The organism is Gillisia mitskevichiae, assembly GCF_003634585.1.
In the GTDB taxonomy this organism is placed as follows: domain Bacteria; phylum Bacteroidota; class Bacteroidia; order Flavobacteriales; family Flavobacteriaceae; genus Gillisia; species Gillisia mitskevichiae.
Map to the genome: position 1 here is coordinate 39,187 of NZ_RBLG01000004.1, position 18,542 is coordinate 57,728.

The 18,542-nt window shown below is 34.5% G+C and carries 14 protein-coding genes; 10 read left to right on the forward strand and 4 right to left on the reverse strand.

What is annotated here, in order from left to right:
• The first annotated feature begins 47 nt into the window (after positions 1-47).
• Positions 48-572: a DUF4136 domain-containing protein gene (locus BC962_RS12780; RefSeq protein ID WP_121346433.1), complete on the forward strand. Its 525-nt coding sequence runs from the start codon at positions 48-50 to the stop codon at positions 570-572.
• Between the two features lie 87 nt (positions 573-659).
• Here the strand turns inward: BC962_RS12780 and BC962_RS12785 are convergent, their stop codons facing one another.
• From BC962_RS12785 to BC962_RS12795, 3 genes are read right to left on the reverse strand one after another with little or no spacing between them, the layout of a single operon-like run.
• Positions 660-2,279: an OmpA family protein gene (locus tag BC962_RS12785; RefSeq protein WP_245984197.1), complete on the reverse strand. Its 1,620-nt coding sequence runs from the start codon at positions 2,277-2,279 to the stop codon at positions 660-662.
• 13 nt (positions 2,280-2,292) lie between these two features.
• Positions 2,293-3,234 (reverse strand): PorP/SprF family type IX secretion system membrane protein, encoded by a 942-nt coding sequence (locus tag BC962_RS12790; protein WP_121346435.1) that lies wholly within the window; start codon positions 3,232-3,234, stop codon positions 2,293-2,295.
• 24 nt (positions 3,235-3,258) lie between these two features.
• Positions 3,259-8,304 (reverse strand): gliding motility-associated C-terminal domain-containing protein, encoded by a 5,046-nt coding sequence (locus BC962_RS12795; RefSeq protein ID WP_121346436.1) that lies wholly within the window; start codon positions 8,302-8,304, stop codon positions 3,259-3,261.
• 210 nt (positions 8,305-8,514) lie between these two features.
• Here BC962_RS12795 and BC962_RS12800 point away from each other — a divergent pair, with 210 nt between their 5' ends.
• From BC962_RS12800 to BC962_RS12835, 8 genes are all read left to right on the forward strand, one after another.
• Positions 8,515-9,396 (forward strand): tetratricopeptide repeat protein, encoded by an 882-nt coding sequence (locus tag BC962_RS12800; protein WP_121346437.1) that lies wholly within the window; start codon positions 8,515-8,517, stop codon positions 9,394-9,396.
• A 61-nt stretch (positions 9,397-9,457) separates the two neighbouring features.
• Positions 9,458-10,813, forward strand: a complete 1,356-nt coding sequence (locus BC962_RS12805) for a UDP-N-acetylmuramate--L-alanine ligase (protein WP_121346438.1) — start codon at positions 9,458-9,460, stop codon at positions 10,811-10,813.
• Between the two features lie 62 nt (positions 10,814-10,875).
• Complete coding sequence (gene radC / locus BC962_RS12810; protein WP_121346439.1) at positions 10,876-11,574, forward strand: RadC family protein; 699 nt, start codon at positions 10,876-10,878, stop codon at positions 11,572-11,574.
• Positions 11,575-11,586: 12 nt separating this feature from the next.
• Positions 11,587-12,876 (forward strand): polysaccharide deacetylase family protein, encoded by a 1,290-nt coding sequence (locus tag BC962_RS12815; RefSeq protein ID WP_121346440.1) that lies wholly within the window; start codon positions 11,587-11,589, stop codon positions 12,874-12,876.
• Positions 12,863-13,552: a YjjG family noncanonical pyrimidine nucleotidase gene (locus BC962_RS12820; RefSeq protein WP_121346441.1), complete on the forward strand. Its 690-nt coding sequence runs from the start codon at positions 12,863-12,865 to the stop codon at positions 13,550-13,552. The genes BC962_RS12815 and BC962_RS12820 overlap by 14 nt, the downstream gene beginning before the upstream one ends.
• Positions 13,553-13,598: 46 nt before the next feature.
• Positions 13,599-14,150, forward strand: coding sequence for a hypothetical protein (locus BC962_RS12825; RefSeq protein ID WP_121346442.1), 552 nt, complete (start codon positions 13,599-13,601; stop codon positions 14,148-14,150).
• Between the two features lie 3 nt (positions 14,151-14,153).
• Positions 14,154-15,563, forward strand: coding sequence for a DUF5723 family protein (locus BC962_RS12830; RefSeq protein ID WP_245984200.1), 1,410 nt, complete (start codon positions 14,154-14,156; stop codon positions 15,561-15,563).
• Complete coding sequence (locus tag BC962_RS12835; protein WP_121346443.1) at positions 15,560-16,387, forward strand: hypothetical protein; 828 nt, start codon at positions 15,560-15,562, stop codon at positions 16,385-16,387. Before BC962_RS12830 ends, BC962_RS12835 begins: the two co-directional genes overlap by 4 nt.
• Here BC962_RS12835 and BC962_RS12840 read toward each other — a convergent pair.
• On the reverse strand, positions 16,384-17,658 hold the full coding sequence (locus BC962_RS12840) for a replication-associated recombination protein A (RefSeq protein WP_121346444.1): 1,275 nt from the start codon (positions 17,656-17,658) through the stop codon (positions 16,384-16,386). The two genes, BC962_RS12835 and BC962_RS12840, sit on opposite strands and share 4 nt — an antisense overlap.
• Before the next feature lie 151 nt (positions 17,659-17,809).
• Between BC962_RS12840 and BC962_RS12845 the strand changes: the two genes are divergently transcribed.
• Positions 17,810-18,541: a rhomboid family intramembrane serine protease gene (locus BC962_RS12845; RefSeq protein ID WP_121346648.1), complete on the forward strand. Its 732-nt coding sequence runs from the start codon at positions 17,810-17,812 to the stop codon at positions 18,539-18,541.
• Position 18,542 lies beyond the last annotated feature (1 nt).

Here is an 18,542-nt window from a genome sequence, read left to right on the forward strand (position 1 = left end):
AATATTTCATGGGATGATTTTTGCTTAACTTTAAGTAAAAACATCTCATGGAAAATTTAAAATATCTTCTTTTACTACTCATAGTTACCGCTTGTAATGCTCCTAGAGCAACTTATGACTATGATCAAAATATGGAATTTAATTCCATCACCTCCTATAAAATTTATCCAGACCTAAGATCTAATTTGAGTCAGTTGGACGAACAACGAATGTTGGGAATTTTAGATTCAGAAATGAATAAAGTTGGTCTTACTGCTTCAGAATCTACCGATATCTATTTGAATTTTTATTCAACTTCTTATGAAGAGCCTAGTAGAAATAATATTGGAATTGGAGTGGGTGGATCTGGTAGAAATGTTGGAGTAGGAGTGTCTGGTGGAATTCCCTTAGGTGGTTCGAATACCTATTTAAGAGTAACTTTCGATTTTATAAATGTTAAAACAGATGCTCTAATTTGGCAAGCGATCGTGGAATCTCCATTTAATAGAAATGGTTCTCCAATGGAACGTGAAAATCAATTAAGAGTAATGGTTCAAAAGGCATTGAAAGGATATCCTCCAAATGAGAAATAATTTCATGATACAAAGAAATTAGATAAATATTTAAAATAAAAAAGCCCCAATTTCTTGGGGCTTTTTCTTAATTGTTAATTATAAGCATTAGTTCATTATAGTAAACTCACTACGTCTGTTCTTAGCATATTGCTCATTAGTACACCCAGTTGGTTTAGTACAATCATTCAATGGCATAGATTCACCATAACCTTTAGAGGTTAAACGATCTCTTTCAATACCATGACTTACTAAGTATTCTAAAGTAGAAGCAGCACGTCTTTCAGAAAGAGCCATGTTGTAGCTGTCTGTTCCTCTAGCATCTGCATGAGATCCTACTTCAATATTTAATGTTGGGTATTTTTTCATGATAGTTACAACTTTATCTAAAGTAACCTCAGATTCTTTCTTGATGGTAGCTTTATCAAAGTCGAAGTATATGTTTCCAACATCTTTTAACTGTTGTCTTCCAGTTTCAGTATTTGTTTCTCTTTCATCAATTTCCACAACAGGAGGCGTGTAATCTTCTCTTAAGAAATTGTAAAGGTTATCTGTACCTCTTCTGTTAGATGCATACCATCCAGTATCTTCTCCTTCTTTTACAACATATGCAAAATCATCGAATCCACTATTAATTGTAGCTCCTAAATTCTTAGTTTCAGAAAAATCACCTTCAGATTTGTAGATATCTAAGTTTCCAAAACCTTGATGTCCATCTGAAGAAAAGTAAAGAATTCCTTCCTCGCTAATAAAAGGAAATTGTTCTCTGTGAGCAGTGTTTACTCCAGCACCTAAATTTTGAGGAGTTCCAAAAGATCCATCCTCATTTACGTCTACAACATAGATGTCAAAAGAACCATTTGTTCCTGGCATATCACTAGCAAAATATAATTTAGAACCGTCTGCACTTAAGCTTGGGTGTTCTACAGAATAAGAATCGCTAGAGAAAGGAAGTTTTTCAATGTTAGTCCAAGAACCATCTACCATTTTAGCTCTATAAAGGCTAATATGAGCTATTTTGTCGTCTTCTACTTTTACTCGTTTTTCATTTGTTCTATCAAAATACATAGTCATTCCGTCTTTGCTAAAAGTAGCAGAGCTTTCATGAGAGTCTGTATTGATATCTCCTGGGAAAAGAACGATCTCGGATAATTGACCTTCATCATCTGTTGTAGCCGTGTACAAATCTAATGTTGGTTTTTTGTTCCAAGGGTATAAAGGACGTTCCGCGTTTCTTGTAGATGCAAAAGTTACTTTATCATCTCCATAAAAAGAGATTCCAAAATCTGCTGATGCAGCATTGTTCATTACTTGATTAGAAGTAAAAACATGAGAAACTGTAGTGTCTAGTTCTCTTCTAAATTTCTCAAAGTCAGTTTGAGTTCCAGAGAATTCAGAAAAATACTTATCTGCCTCTTTATAGTTACCTACAGCCATAGAAGCATGTGCATATCTGAATTTATATTCAGGAGCAACCGCTTCGCCAAACTTTAGGAACAAGTTCTTATATACCTCTGACGCATTTTGCATTTGGTTAGTATAGAAGTAAGAATCTCCAAGATTTTGAAGAACTTCTTGGCCTTTGTTATTTACGTTTTCATATGCATCACTAGCATCCATAAATGCTCGCTGTGCAAAAAATCTATCGGCCTTTTTGATCTCAGAACTTTGGGAAAATCCTGAGAAACTAATAACCGCTATTAATATAAAACTGTATAATTTTTTCATGTTGTTTCTGGTTTTAGAAGAATCTAGGTGATTTATCATATCCTTTAGACAATCCGAATAGGTCTAGATCGAATAATAAAAGAAATTCGTGGGTTCCGTCGTTGTAATCTCCAAGATTAGATGTTGTTCTGTCATATGCATATCCAACTCTTATTTGTGGAGTAACTGCGAAATTAACAAGTCCAGTGACAGCATCGCCAAATCTGTAACCTATCCCAGCCTCTAATCTATTAAACATTAAAACGTTAGCAGTAATATCTACAGATAACGGAGCACCTTGTACACCTCTAGCCATGAACGCAGGCTTTAGTTTAAAGTCTTCGTTGATGTCAAAAACATATCCACCTGTTACAAAATAGTGGATATTCTCTTCTCCAAGATCTCTAATCCCTTGATTGTTTTCTAAATGCTTAGAAGTTAAAAGGTTTGGTGCCGAAAGACCTACGTAGTATTTGTCTCCAAAAAAGTAAGCTCCAACTCCAACAACTGGAAAAATCTCATTCAAATTATCATTGAAAGCCGGGTCATTTAACTGGTTTAAAGTTAAACCTGAAATGTTAGCATCAAAAGTTGTTAATCCTCCTTTTATACCTAATGATAATTTATTTGATTCATTTAAAGGTAATACATATGCAAAATCTGCAGTAATGTTATTTTCCTTTACCCAGTCACCCACTTCATCGTGAACTATAGAGATTCCAAGTTCTACTCGTTCACTCACAGGAGTGTGAGCAAAGAAACTGGCGGTGCTTGGTGCACCGTCAATTCCTACCCATTGAGATCTATATATACCACCCAATTTTAACATTCCCGGATCATCGGTAGCGTAAGCAGGGTTTAATACACTCATGTTATACATGTATTGAGTGTATAAGGGGTCTTGCTGAGACATTCCTTGAAAAGAGATAAGGATAATGCCTGTGAAAATTAAGAATTTTGTTATATTATTTTTCATTTCTTTCTAATGTTTATCCTTTAGTTATATACTTAAGTATAATTTTCCTTGTACCGGAGATGTTTGTCCGTCGTTGTAATTCAGGATATAGAAGTATACACCTACTGGTAAAACATCATTTCCTAATGTTCCTGACTGATTTGAAATACCATCCCAATCTCCTGTACTCGCGTTTCCTTTGAATACTACATTACCCCATCTATTAAATACTTCAATAGAGTAATTAGGGAAGTTTTCAGCGATATCTGGAATTACAAATCTATCATTGATTCCATCCCCATTTGGAGAGAAACCTTCTGGAATTCCACAGAATTCAACTTTAGCAACAACTGCAAGTCTTTCTGAACTTTCACAACCTGTAGTTCCATCTATAGATGCACCATAATAAGTAACTCCATTTTGAAGAGCAGTACTAGCTGTAAGAGCTGTTCCGCCAGTTGATGAAGTATAAATAAGTACTCCTGAACCTGTAAAGTTGTTAATTAAATCCTGAATAGTTGGATTGTCACTTCTACAGAATTCATCACCTTCTAAAGAAAGTGCTGGAGCTGCAGGATCTGTAATAGTCACTGTTATTTCAACCGCTTCAGATGAGCAAGCTGCATCCTCAGTTGTAGAAGTAGCATAGTAACTCATTCCACTTATTAATGTAGTTGTAACATCTGCAACAACTGTCAATTCAGCATCTGTATAGAAAACCACATTGTCTCCTGTAACTGTAATATCTCCAACTGTTGGGTTATCGATAAGACAGAAAGCTTGGTTTGCTTCAGCAGTAGGGGCATCAGGACCATTATTTATTGTAATAGTAATCGTCGCTGTATCTGTACCTATTGCACAATTTGCTGCACCATCTACAGTGTAAGTAATAGTATAAACACCAACTTCAGCATCTAAAAGGTTAAATAACCCATTTTGATAAGGGGCACTAAATGTACCAGTGTTTAAAGCATCATCACCTAAAAGGGAGATTAGATCAACATTTTCATCTTGTCCTACACAATAGGTTGCACTTACATTTCCTCCAGCATTTGCATCCTGTGGTTCATTTACTGTAATTGTAAATGTAGCAACATCATTTCCTGTTGTGCACTCATCTTCATCGTTAGAATAATCTACGGTATACGAGAATGTTGTAGTTCCAATGTTATTAGCAGGATTAAAAATCCCATCTTCAAAACCTTCAAATGCTCCAGTTACTATAGCATTCTCAGATAGATAGTCAGCAAGATTTAAACTGTCCTCGTTAGAACAGAAGGTAAGATTCACATCTTCTCCAGCATTAGCTACAGTAGATTCATTTACAGTGATAGTAAGTGTTGCAGAATCTGTACAAGCTCCATTTCCAACAGTATAAACTGTGGTAAAATCTGCTATCTTATTTTGCTGATATTGTGCAATAATTTGATTTATCGTTGGATTAAATGTTCCATTAGTATCAATACCTTCCTCTAATAAATCTAAATAGAAACTTCTTACCTCAGCAGAGCTGAAACTATCTACTTGCGCCTGACAAACTTCAATGCTATTATCTGCTCCTGCATTTGCATCCCCTTCAGACACACTTACTGTGAAATCTGTAGAATCTGTACCAGTTAAGCATGTGCTTGGGTCACTTTCAGTAATAGTGTAAGTAATACTGTAATCTCCACTATTAGAAATATCTAAAAGACCATTTGCTATTACTCCACTTTCGTTAGAGAATGTTCCTCCAGAAATATTTGTGTCTGAAAGTAAGCTGAAAAGATCTAAAGTGCCTTGAGCTGTACAAACAGTTGTATCTTCAATTGTACCAGTAACTGCAATTTGGGAAGAAACAATAGTTACAGTAAGTTCAATCTGATTACATGTGCCATTTCCAGCAACGTAAATTGTAGAAAAACTACCTATACCATCCTCGTCATCTTGATACATTTGAGCAAGTTGAGTAGGAGTAGGGTTAAAAGTTCCAGTTGTTCCCTGTAACTCAGTAGGTAATAGTGTTCTATAGAATTTTCTTATTTCATCTATACTTGAAAAAGTTGTTTGAACATCGGATTCACAAACGATAGCTGGTTCTGGTGAAGGAATAGTTGATCCCTCTGAAACAGAAACATTAAAATCTGTAGAATCTGAACCACTAAGACAAGATTCAAGGTCACTTTCACTTACGGTATAGGTAATATTATAAGTTCCTGCAGTAGAAACGTCTAATATTCCATTAGTTATAGTTCCATTTTCAGAGGTGAAAGTTCCTCCTGCTGGGTTAGTTGAATTCAGCAAGCTAAATAAGCTAAGATCAGCTTGTGCAGTGCATGCTATAGCATCATCAATACTTCCTGCGTCTGCAGTGGTAGTATTGTTAATAGTTAATGTTATAGGAAGTGAACTATCTCCACATGCAGATGTAGTGCTATAAGCAGTAACAAAAGTAGCTGAATCAGTTGGGTTTTGTAAGAATGTCAAAATTTGACCTCCTACTATTTGTAGACTTGGACTAAACGTTCCACTTAAATCTGTAATTCCTCTTTCTGCTAAGGCATCATTATATAATGCGATTGCAGCAGCAGGGTTTGTTAAGAAGCCTTCTATTTCGGTAATACATCTTTCCAATACAATAGGAGCTCCTAGATCTGTTCCCTCTGCAATGGTAATTGTAAAAGTAGTATCATCATTAGTTCCAGTAGTAACACAATTTGCAGAATCATCTACGGAATAGGTGATGGTATAAGTACCAGGACCTACAGCTGGATCAAAATTTCCGTCAGCGTTAACACCTGTTCCAGAGAAAGTTCCTCCAGTTGTAGCCTCATCACTTAAAATAGAGTCATCTAAAACAACAATATCTGTACTTCCACAAGGAAGAGTTATATTTTCGATAGTTCCAGCATTAGCATCTTCAACAGGCACTACACTAATAGTAAGTTCTACTGCTGAATTACAAGTTCCATTAGTTGGAGTAAATACCGTTGTAAAGTCACCAAGACCATCAGCATCTGCTTGATACATGTCAACTAATTGAGCCACTGTCGGACTGAAAGAACCAGCTGCGTTTGAACCTAATAATGCTCTTAGATATTTTCTAACCTCATCATTACTTGGAAAAAGCGTTTGTACATCATCTTCGCAAACTACACCAGTGAATGATCCACCATTCTCACCAGTTCCATCTCCAACAATAATATCGAATTGAGTATCATCATTAGTTCCAGTAGTAACACAATTTGCAGAATCATCTACAGAATAGGTGATGGTATAAGTACCAGGACCTACAGCTGGATCAAAATTTCCGTCAGTGTTAACACCTGTTCCAGAGAAAGTTCCTCCAGTTGTAGCCTCATCACTTAAAATAGAGTCATCTAAAACAACAATATCTGTACTTCCACAAGGAAGAGTTATATTTTCTATAGTTCCAGCATTAGCATCTTCAACAGGCACTACACTAATAGTAAGTTCTACTGCTGAATTACAAGTTCCATTAGTTGGAGTAAATACCGTTGTAAAGTCACCAAGACCATCAGCATCTGCTTGATACATGTCAACTAATTGAGCCACTGTCGGACTGAAAGAACCAGCTGCGTTTGAACCTAATAATGCTCTTAAATATTTTCTAACCTCATCATTACTTGGGAAAAGAGTTTGTACATCATCTTCGCAAACTGTTCCTATGATTGGGTCTATTGGAGTTCCAGTTCCATCACCTACGATAATATCAAAAGTAGTTGAAGATGAAGTTCCAGGAGTAACGCAAATTGCAGAATCATCTACAGAATAAGTGATTGTATATGTTCCAGCGCTAACTGTTGTTGGATCAAAGTTTCCATCAGCATTTACACCAGTTCCAGAGAAAGTTCCACCAGTTGTAGCGTTGTCACTTAATAAATCGTCATCAAGAACAACAACATCTGTACTTCCGCAAGGAAGAGTAATGTCTTCAATATTTCCTGCTTCTGCATCTTCAGTAGGAACTACACTAATAGTAAGTTCTACAGAAGATTCACAGCTTCCTTCACCAACAGTGTAGGTAGTTGTAAAGTCACCAAGACCATCTGCATCATTTTGATACATTTGAGCTATTTGACCCGCATTTGGACTAAAAGTACCATTTCTTGGCACTCCAGCCTCTAATAGATTTAGGTAGAAATTTCGAATAGCATCTTCACTAGGAAACATTGCATCTACATCTGTTTCGCAAACAATTCCTGGAGCAGGAGTGTTTATTATAATAGGATCGTTTAATTCCACAAGAACAGGAGCTCTATCACCGGCAGAAGTTTCACAAGGAGGTGTAATGCTTCCTCTAGCGTTTACTACTTGGGCAGCGAAATATGTTTGCCCATTGATAAGTTGAGTATTAGAAGCTAATGGAGAATTTGCAGTTTGAGATCTGTACCATCTTATAGCTTGAGTGTCATCATATGTCCCCTGAGCAACAAGATCTGCAACAGTGGCATTTTCACAAAATGTCTGTGTTGTTTCTGCATCTGGAGCTATAATTTGATTAGGATTAAAACCAACAGCTACTCTAAATGACGGACAGGAGCCAGCCGCTGCATCTACTGTTGGAACTTGACCAACAAAATAGCTATCTCCAGTACTAAGTGTTGCACCTACTAATGGAGTGGTTGATTCTTCAGAATCATAAACCTCAATCCGGTAGTTAGTTTGGGCTACGAATAAATCTGCTAAATTAGTAGAGTTAAAACTGGCTGGTGTACAAGTTGTAAACTCAAAACCACTAACAACACTGTTGGTTATTCTATTTGAAGGTCGCGGAGCATTATTTACCGTTACAGATATGGGAGATCTACAATCTCCAGTTGAACTGTTAACAAAATAAACTGCTCCAGCTGTAAGTAGTTCAGTTCCAGGGATGGGTTGAGTATCACCTTCAGTATCCGATGTTTGAAAAACCGGAAAACCATCTGTATCTAGATCATTTATCGTTTGCAGATAGCAAAACGTTTGAGAAGCAGGAAAATCTCCTGGCTCAGGGCAAGTCTGTCCAAACGAGGGCGAACTTCCAATTAATAAAACAAGGGCAAAAAGGAGCATAGTATATCCTTTCTTCCCTAATGTAAAATTTTGCATAGGCTAGGTGTTAAGTTTAACATTAAATATTTTAGTTAATAAATGGCCATAAGAGGCAACGCAAATATTGTAAATTTTTTCAACAATATTGGTGTATTTAGGCTTTAATTTAACATTGTGAAATTTTGTTGTTAATCTTATGTTAATCTGATACTCAGGTTGATGTGTGGTAAGGATCATGTGTACTAAAAATTACTTATATTGGTTTTTATGAAAAACATTATTATTTTATATATTTTATTATTATCACCTTCTTGTTATTCACAGTCTGTTGCAGATAAAGCAATTTCTTATTTGGATATGGGTAATGTAACCGCTGCCAAAATGCTTCTCAATGAACAAGTTAACAAAAATAATAAAGACCTGATAGTTTTCGAACTCTTAGGGGATATTGCAAGTTTTGAAAAAGAATGGGACAAGGCTATTTGTTATTATGAAAAATTGATATTAAGCAAACCTGAAAAGGCAAGTTTTAATCTTAAGTATGGTGGTGCATTGGGGATGAAAGCTTTAAGTGTTTCCCGTTTTCAAGCTGTGGTATATGTGTCGGATATTAAAAAGTACTTGACGATAGCTGCTGAACAGGATAGATCTCAAATTGAATCCAGACGAGCCTTGGTGGAATTATACATTAAACTTCCTGGGGTATTAGGCGGTAGTGAGGAAAAAGCAGAAACTTATGCAGAGGAATTAACAAATTTAAGCCCGGTAAATGCATATCTAGCAAAAGGATTTATTACCAAAGAGAATCAAAGTATCGAGGAAGCATTAGTTTATTATAAAAATGCGTTTAATAAATATAGAAACACTAGTACTAAGCTTAAATCTAATTCTCTTAATTATGAACTTGGAAAGGTAGCTGTAGAACTTAAATTAGAACCTCAGTACGGTATCCAATTGCTTGACAATTACGCTGCTAATTATAGTTATAAGGACATATGCTCAATGGAATGGGTTTACTTTCGGAAAGCCCAAATCCTAGCGAATATGAGGAATAAAAAGGCTGCTTTAGCATACATTGATAAAGCCCTAACGCTTAAGGGTGATTTTAAGGCAGCCTTGGCTGAAAAACGCAGAATTATGGACCTTTAATTAAGACTTTTACTTCTTCTAAGAAAGTAGTTATGTATATATTTGCTGCAAATTTTATTATATGAATCTTCATTTTATTGCTATTGGCGGAAGTGCAATGCACAACTTAGCACTGGCATTACATCATAAAGGTTATAAAATTAGCGGAAGCGACGATGCTATTTTTGAACCCTCAAAATCTAAATTAGAGAAAGATGGTCTACTACCTTCTGAATTCGGTTGGTTCCCTGAGAAAATTTCAGATGAGTTGGATGCTGTGATTTTGGGTATGCATGCTAAAATTGACAACCCAGAATTAATCAAAGCGACGGAGTTAGGAATTAAAATATATTCTTATCCAGAATTTTTGTTTGAGCAGTCTAAAAATAAAACTAGAGTAGTTATTGGTGGGTCCCACGGTAAAACCACAATCACTTCCATGATTCTTCATGTTTTGCATTATAATGATAAGGAAATAGATTTTATGGTTGGCGCCCAATTGGACGGTTTTACTAATATGGTTCATCTAACTGAAGAAAATGATTTTATTTTATTAGAAGGGGATGAGTATTTATCTTCTCCCATAGATAGACGTCCTAAATTTCATCTCTATAAACCTAATATTGCGTTACTAAGTGGAGTTGCTTGGGACCATATTAATGTATTTCCCACATATGAGAATTATGTAGAGCAATTTGAGATTTTTGTTGATTCTATTGTTAGTGGGGGCATTATAGTATATAATGAGGAAGACCCAGAACTTGTTAGGATAGTAGAGAATACTACGAATCAAATTCGAAAACATGGATATAAAACTCCAGAATTCTCAATAGAAAATGGAATTACTGTTTTAAATACTCCAGAAGGGGATTTGCCAATTGAATTGTTTGGGGCTCACAATCTTAATAATCTCGCCGGAGCAAAGTGGATTTGTCAACATATGGGGGTAGATGAAGATGATTTTTATGAAGCTATCTCAACTTTTAAAGGGGCATCTAAAAGATTAGAGAAAATAGTAGATTCCAATGATACCTTGGTGTTTAAAGACTTTGCTCATAGTCCATCTAAAGTTACGGCAACTACAAATGCGGTAAAAGATCAATATCCAGATAAAACACTTGTTGCTTGTTTAGAACTACATACTTACAGTAGTTTAACTCCTGAATTTTTGAAACAATACAAGGCCAGTTTAAATAGTGCAAACGAGGCAATTGTTTTTTTCTCTCCAGAAGCACTTCAAATTAAGAAATTGCCTCCAATAAGTGAAGCTCAGATATTTGAAGCATTTGGAAACTCAGATCTACAAGTTTTTACGAATTCTGAAGATTTTAAACTTCATTTAAAAAACATGGACTATTCAAATAAAGTACTTTTACTTATGAGTAGTGGGAATTATGGCGGATTGGATTTTAATGAAATTAAAAACTGGATTTCCTAGTTTTTAATTCTTCAAATTAATTATAATTGCTTGATTTGTTTATATTTATATAAACAATCTGCATGAGCGTAGACAAAATTCCTTTTACAATTAAAAATTGGGCACTGGACGATAGACCGCGTGAAAAATTACTTCAGAAAGGAAAATTTTCCCTAACCGATGCAGAGTTAATTGCAATACTAATTGGTTCTGGCAGTAGAAACGAAAGTGCCGTTGAACTTTCAAAAAAAATTCTCTCAAAAAATCTAAACAATCTAAACTTATTAGGGAAACAATCCGTGGCTCAACTAATGCAATTTAAGGGTATTGGGGAAGCAAAAGCTATTTCCATTATTGCAGCGATGGAATTAGGAAGAAGAAGACGTTCTGAAGAAGCTTTGGAAAATGTAAAAATATCTTCTAGTAATTCCGTTTATGAATTATTACAGCCAATACTTGGAGACTTAGCGCATGAGGAATTTTGGATTCTATATCTTAATAACGCTAATAAGATTATTGAAAAATTCCAGATAAGTAAGGGGGGTATAACCGGGACTTTAGTAGATGTTCGTATTACTTTACGTAAGGCCCTGGAGTTGGGCGCTGTGTCTTTAATCCTTGCGCATAATCATCCATCGGGAAATTTAAATCCAAGTGAGGCAGATAAACAAATAACTCAAAAGCTTAAAATGGCTGCGGAAAGTATGGATATTAAAATTCTAGATCACCTTATTGTTACTGAAAAGTCCTATTTTAGCTTTGCCGACGAAGGATTGATGTAACTCCAATTTACAATGCTTTTAATTTATACTCAAAAAGTAACTCCCAGAATAACATACGCTTTTAAGCACATTTGTACTCGAGTTTTGGGTGTAGATATTAAATTCACATCAAAAATCGAAGAGTTTATTGCCTATGAGAGTATGAAGTTCTCTTATGGTAAAAAAAGACTTGGGAACGAAATGTTTTTTCAGAATGTAGATCTTTTGTTAGAACAAGGTTTTAGTGATGTAGAAATTAAAGTGCAAGATTGGGAAAATACTAAATGCTTCTTTTCGGTATCAGAAAACAGCGATCTTCCTTTTGATATTTTTGCCGCTACCTTTTATTTACTTTCCAGATATGAGGAATATTTACCACATGTTAAAGATGATTTTGGAAGATTTCCAGCATTAGAAAGTGTAGCATATCAGGAGAACTTTTTAAATACTCCTGTTATTGATATTTGGATTCAAAAGTTCAAAAATTTGTTAGCTTCTCGATTTCTGGAAATATCTCTTAAAAATCGGAAGTATAAATCTACCTCTGTAATTTCTGTAAGCCATGTTTTTAATTTTAAGAATAAAGGTTTTTTAAGGAGTATTACTGGAATACTTTTGGATCTTGGCCAGTTGAAATTTTCAAGAATTTCTGACAGATTGAGGGTGCAACTTAGGCTTAAAAAAGATCCCTATAACGTTTTTGATGATCTTATTTTATTAGTAAAAAAACATAAGATCAATTTAAACTTTATGTTTCAGCTAAGCAATTTTAATGCGTATGATAGAAATATAAATCACAACAGACTCAATTATCGTGAGATCATTAAATATGTGGCAGATTATTCTATAGTAGGTTTACGACTTGGATATTTTGCGATCTCTGATGTGGAGGCATTAAAAATTGAAAAGAAAAGATTTGAAAATATTATTCACGGGCCTTTACAGAACGTAATTAATACCAAATATAATTTATTGTTGCCTGAACATTATGGGTTTTTGAATGAGTTGGAGATTCCTAATGATTATTCCATGGGGTATCCAGAAACTATTGGATTTAGAGCAGGAACCAGTTTGCCTTTTTTGTTCTATGATCTTAATTTGGAGATAACTACACCTTTAAGGGTTCATCCATATGTTTTTCATTCTCAAGCAACACATACTTATGATCCTATTCAGCTTCAGGAGGTTGTTCTTAAGATCATGAAAGATCTTAAAATAGTAGAAGGGAATATGCTTACCATATTTAAAAATCGGGATTTTTCAGAATACTATAACCATGAGTATCACTATTCTTTATTAAAGCAAATACATGAAATTCAATAATATAAAACATGTTTATTTCGATTTGGACCATACCTTATGGGATTTCGATAAAAATTCAGCTTTAACTTTTGAGGTTATCTTTAAAGAGGAAAATATAGGTCTGGAAACGCAGGATTTTTTAAATACATATATCCCTATTAATATGGAGTATTGGGCTAAATACCGGAACAATCTTGTTTCCAAAGAATCGCTGCGAGTAGGTAGGCTCCGGGATAGTTTCAAGGCATTGAAAATTCAGGTTTCAGATGAAGTTATAGATAACTTATCCAATAGATACATAAGTGTTTTACCCAGTTTTAATCACTTGCTTCAAGATACAAAAGAGACATTGAAATATCTTAGGCCTAATTATAAACTGCATATTATTACTAATGGATTCGAGGAAATTCAGCATAACAAAATGCAAAATTCCCAGATCTCAGAGTATTTTGATACGATCACTACTTCTGAAGAGGCTGGTGTGAAAAAACCTCATTTGCAGATATTTAATATTGCACTTCTAAAAGCGAATGCAACTCCTGAAAATTCTATAATGATAGGGGATAGTTATGAAGCTGATATCGAAGGTGCCAAAAACGCTGGTTTACAAGCCGTATTTTTTGATTATTATGACAAAAAGGAAATCATGCAAGTGCCTCAAATTCAAAAGTTAAAAGATCTACGGATGTATTTATAGCAATAAAGAATTTATATCTTCGTTTCACTTAAAGAATGATCCCCTAATGTCTTTTGTTAAACCACTTAAAACCCCCATTTTGCTATTGCTTTTTAGCGTGGTGATATTCTCTTGTGTAAAAGGGGTGGACTTGGATCAAACAGAAGAAATTGCACTTACTCCAGATCTTCAAGTAAGCTTGTTAGTTTTTGACGTTACCAATACTGATTTTATAGATAAAGACACCGGAGAATTTACGGCAGTAATTAGAGATACAGTGCGTTTAGAATTCTTAGATGATAGCTATATTCAAGATGATCTTAATAATGTAGAATTTAGTTTTAGATATACAAATTCCTTTCCGCAACCATTTAGAAATAAAATTTCCTTTCTTTCTGAAAATGACAGAGTGCAGCATTCACTAGAGTTTGAAATTAACAAGGGAGAAAAAGATAACCCAGCAGTAACTGAGTGGATAGAATTTATAGAAAACGAGCGTATAGATGTTATTAAGAAGTCCATTAAAATGGTCGTGGAGATCGAAGTATTACCTAATGAGGATGCTTTTGAGGGAGAACTAAAATTCGAATCCAAGGGACTATTTTCATTTGAATTTTAGCGCATGAGACTCTATCTTTCTTGCTTAAGTTTACTTCTTGGGATTATATTTTGTCATGGTCAAAATAAGCAATTGTTATATAATGTAAATGGCTTGCCGCAATCTTTACTTAATAATCCTGGAGCAAATGTGAATTTCGATGGGCATATTGGAGTACCGCTATTTTCTAAATTTCATATATCTACAGGTTCTTCAGGTGTTAATCTATTCGATATTTTTGATGATTCAAACTCGGATGTTAATAAAAGGGTTAGTGCTGCAATTAGAAGATTAACCCGAAATGATTATTTCACACTCCACCAACAATTAGAAATCCTCTCTTTTGGTTGGAGATTAGGTAACGGGCAATACCTTTCTGCAGGAGTCTATCAAGAGATGGATATGTTTGCGTATTTCCCTAAAGATCCTGCTTTATTGGTTAATGAGGGAAATAATGCATATTTAAATGTGCCGTTCGATTTTTCTGATGTTTCCTTTACGGGAGAGATCATGACCGTTTATCATTTAGGGATTAATAAAAGGATAAATAATAAATTAACCATAGGTGCTCGGGGTAAATTGTATTCAGGAATATTTAATGTTGCTAGTACAAATAATTCAGGAAAATTTATCACTAGAGACGATCCCAATTCCCCGAATTTTTATAGACATTTCGCTGAAAATATAGATATTCGTGTAAATACTTCTGGATATGCTTCTTTAAATAATTCTGGAATGACCGTTCAAGAATCTACTCGAGATCTATTAAAACGTTCATTTTTTGGCGGTAATATTGGGGCAGGGATAGATCTTGGAGCCACCTATAATTTAGCCGATAATTTTAGGATCACTGGATCTGTATTGGATATTGGAGTTATGTATCAGCAACATGATGTAGAAAACTATTTGTATTATGGAGATTATGAAACGGATGGAATTGAACCTTTGTTTCCAGATGTAGTTCCTAATGGTAGCACAATCCCATATTGGGATATTTTTGAAGATGAAGTAGATGAAAATTTGAAGGATGAGACTTTAAATGAAAATTATATTACCTGGAGACCAGTTAAATTTAATGCAGCAATAGAATTTGGCTTTGAAGAAATGTTCGAAGTTTGTGATTATAGGAGAACCTATAAACGAAGAAATTATAATCTTATAGGAGTTCATCTTTTTGGAGTAAAGAGACCAAGAACAATGAATTATGCCTTAACCACATATTATGATAGAAAGTTCACTAATAATTTTAGAGCTAAGATTTCTTATACAGTAGATGACTTTTCCTATTATAATGTAGGTTTACTAGTTTCAACAAAAATTAAGAAGTTTAATTTTTATATTGCAGCAGATAATTTGGCTGGATATTTTAATCTTGCAAAATCACAGAGTGCTTCCCTTCAATTAGGAATGCAGTTTATATTTAAAAAACAATGAGAAATACCTATTTGATTTTTACGCTATTGGTTGGTTTATGTTTTACAGGAGTAGGGCAAGATTTAAACACCTATAAATACGTCTCTGTACCAGAAAGGTTTGATTTTTTAAAAGAGGCTAATCAATATCAAGTAAATGAGCTTACCAAGTTCCTTTTTGAAAAATATGGATTTAAGGCATTCATGGCTAATGAATTAAATCCAGACGATCTTTCCATAAATCCATGTAACTTTTTAAAAGCAGATGTAGTGGAAGATAGCGGTCTTTTTCAAACGAAGCTTCAAGTGGTTTTGTTGAATTGTGCGAATGAAGAAATTTTTATTTCTGAAGTAGGTATTAGCAAGGAAAAGGAATATAAAAAAGCATATCAAGAAGCGCTTCGGGATGCGTTTACTTCATTTGAAGCGATTAATTACAAATATGAACAAAATTGGGTTAAAGAAGAACCTAAGATTGCTACAAAACCAGTTAAGGAAAAAATCCAGACCCAAGAAGTAATAGTTTCAGCAGTTCCTCAATCTCCTGCCAGGACAGCATCAGTAAATAAGGATTTGGAACAAATTAAAAAGTCAGAAAAAATCTATATTTCAGAAGATGCGGAATTTTATATTCGAAGCACTGAATTTGGTTATCAGTTATTTTTGAAACAGATCGAGGAACCATTTGCAAAAATGGTAAAAACTGAAAGTGAGGGTTATTTTATTTATACCACGATGCAAAGTCAGGGAATAGCGTATTTTGATTCTAATGGAAATTTGGTAGTAGAAATTTTAAATCCACAGGATAATTCTACTTCAAAAAAAGTCTACAAGGTCAAGAATTAGTAATCATACTTATTTTTCCAACGTTTTTTTAAGAACTCTCTCTGTACTTGTTCTCTTTGATTATTTCCAGGTTGGTAGAACATGGTATCTTTGATTTCTTCGGGTAGAAATTCTGCTTCCGCAAAATTGTTTTCATAATTATGTGCGTATTTATAATTGTCTCCATATCCTAAGTCTTTCATCAATTTGGTTGGAGCATTTCTTATGGGTAAAGGAACCGATAAGTTTCCGGTCTCTTTCACGATACTTTGGGCAGCGTTAATTGCAGTATAAGCAGCATTGCTTTTTGGAGAAGTTGCCAAATAAATAGCGCATTGGCTTAATATGATTCGTGATTCTGGGAACCCAATAGTAGTAACTGCTTGAAAAGTGTTATTTGCCATGATCAATGCAGTTGGATTTGCATTTCCAATGTCTTCACTAGCTGCTATAAGCAAACGTCTAGCTATGAATTTTACGTCCTCACCACCTTCTATCATTCTGGCCAGCCAATATACTGCGCCATTAGGATCACTCCCTCGTATAGATTTTATGAATGCCGAAACGATATCGTAATGTTGTTCTCCGGTCTTATCATAAAGCACAGTATTTTGTTGCACCTTTTCTAAGACCAAGGCGTTAGTGATCTCTATTGATCCTTCAACAGAGTTCACTAACAATTCAAAAATGTTCAATAACTTTCGTGCATCACCACCGCTTAACCTTAATAAAGCTTCAGTTTCAGTTAGTTTAATGTCTTTCTTTTTTATTTCAGAATCTTCTGTAATCGCTCTATGGAGTAATGCAATAAGATCTTCTTTTTCAAAAGCTTTTAAAATATAAACCTGGCATCTTGAAAGTAGTGCAGAGATCACCTCGAAGCTCGGGTTTTCTGTGGTGGCACCAATTAAGGTAACCCATCCTTTTTCTACTGCTCCCAGTAAAGAATCTTGCTGCGATTTACTAAATCTATGTATCTCATCTATAAATAAGATAGGATTTTTAGTGGTGAAAAGACCTTCGCCTTTTTTAGCGCGTTCTATAACATCTCTTATATCCTTAACACCGCTATTTATGGCGCTTAAAGTGTAAAATGGTCTATTGCTTTCTGTAGCAATAATATTTGCTAAGGTAGTTTTACCAACTCCCGGAGGACCCCATAATATTAGAGAAGGAATCATTCCTTGTTTGAGTTGCTGTGTAAGTGCACCATTTTTACCAATTAAATGTTGCTGACTTAAATAATCGCTCAGTTTTTTGGGTCTTAATCGTTCTGCAAGAGGTTCATTCATTTCACAAAGGTAGGAAATCGTAAAAGACTGTTATTATTAATTAAGATACTGTTGACAAAATGACACTAGAGATAATTGCGCATAGCTTTTGCTATTGATTAGCATCTCGAAGCTTAGCTTATTCGCGATTAAATTATAAATTAGTCCTATGTTGAAACAAAGACAATCATTTACTTTTTCTACAGGGGTCATTGCCTATCCAATTTTGTTTGTTCTAATTTTATGGGTAGTGTTTTGGTTTGAAATTCGGTTTGGTTTCGACTTTAATTATTTAGGTATTCAGCCTAGAACCTTAAAAGGGTTAAGAGGAATTGTCTTTTCGCCATTTATTCATTCAGATATAAAACACCTATTTCATAATACTATTCCTCTCTTCATTTTATCTACTGCGTTATTTTTTTTCTATAGAACAATTAGTTGGAAAGTTTTATTGGTAGGATTGCTATTAACCGGATTGCTTACATGGGTTATAGGGAGACCTGCAAACCATATTGGGGCGAGCGGGGTTATTTATCTATTGGCCTCATTTTTATTTTTCAAAGGTATATTTTCAAAATATTATAGGTTGATAGCGCTATCCTTAGTAGTAGTTTTTCTGTATGGTGGGTTGCTATGGTTTATCGTGCCTGTAGACCCAAAAATTTCATGGGAAGGGCATTTGTCCGGGCTAATTGTAGGATTACTATTAGCTTTTATTTTCAAGCAAGAAATTATTATCATCCCGAAATATGACTGGGAGAAGGAAGATTATGATCCTCAAAACGATCTTTTTATGAGCCATTTTGATGAAAATGGCAATTTCATTGAAAAAAGTGAAGAAGTCTCAGACGAACTAGATGATAATGCGTACAATTATATATTTAAGGAGAATAAGGAAGTTTGAG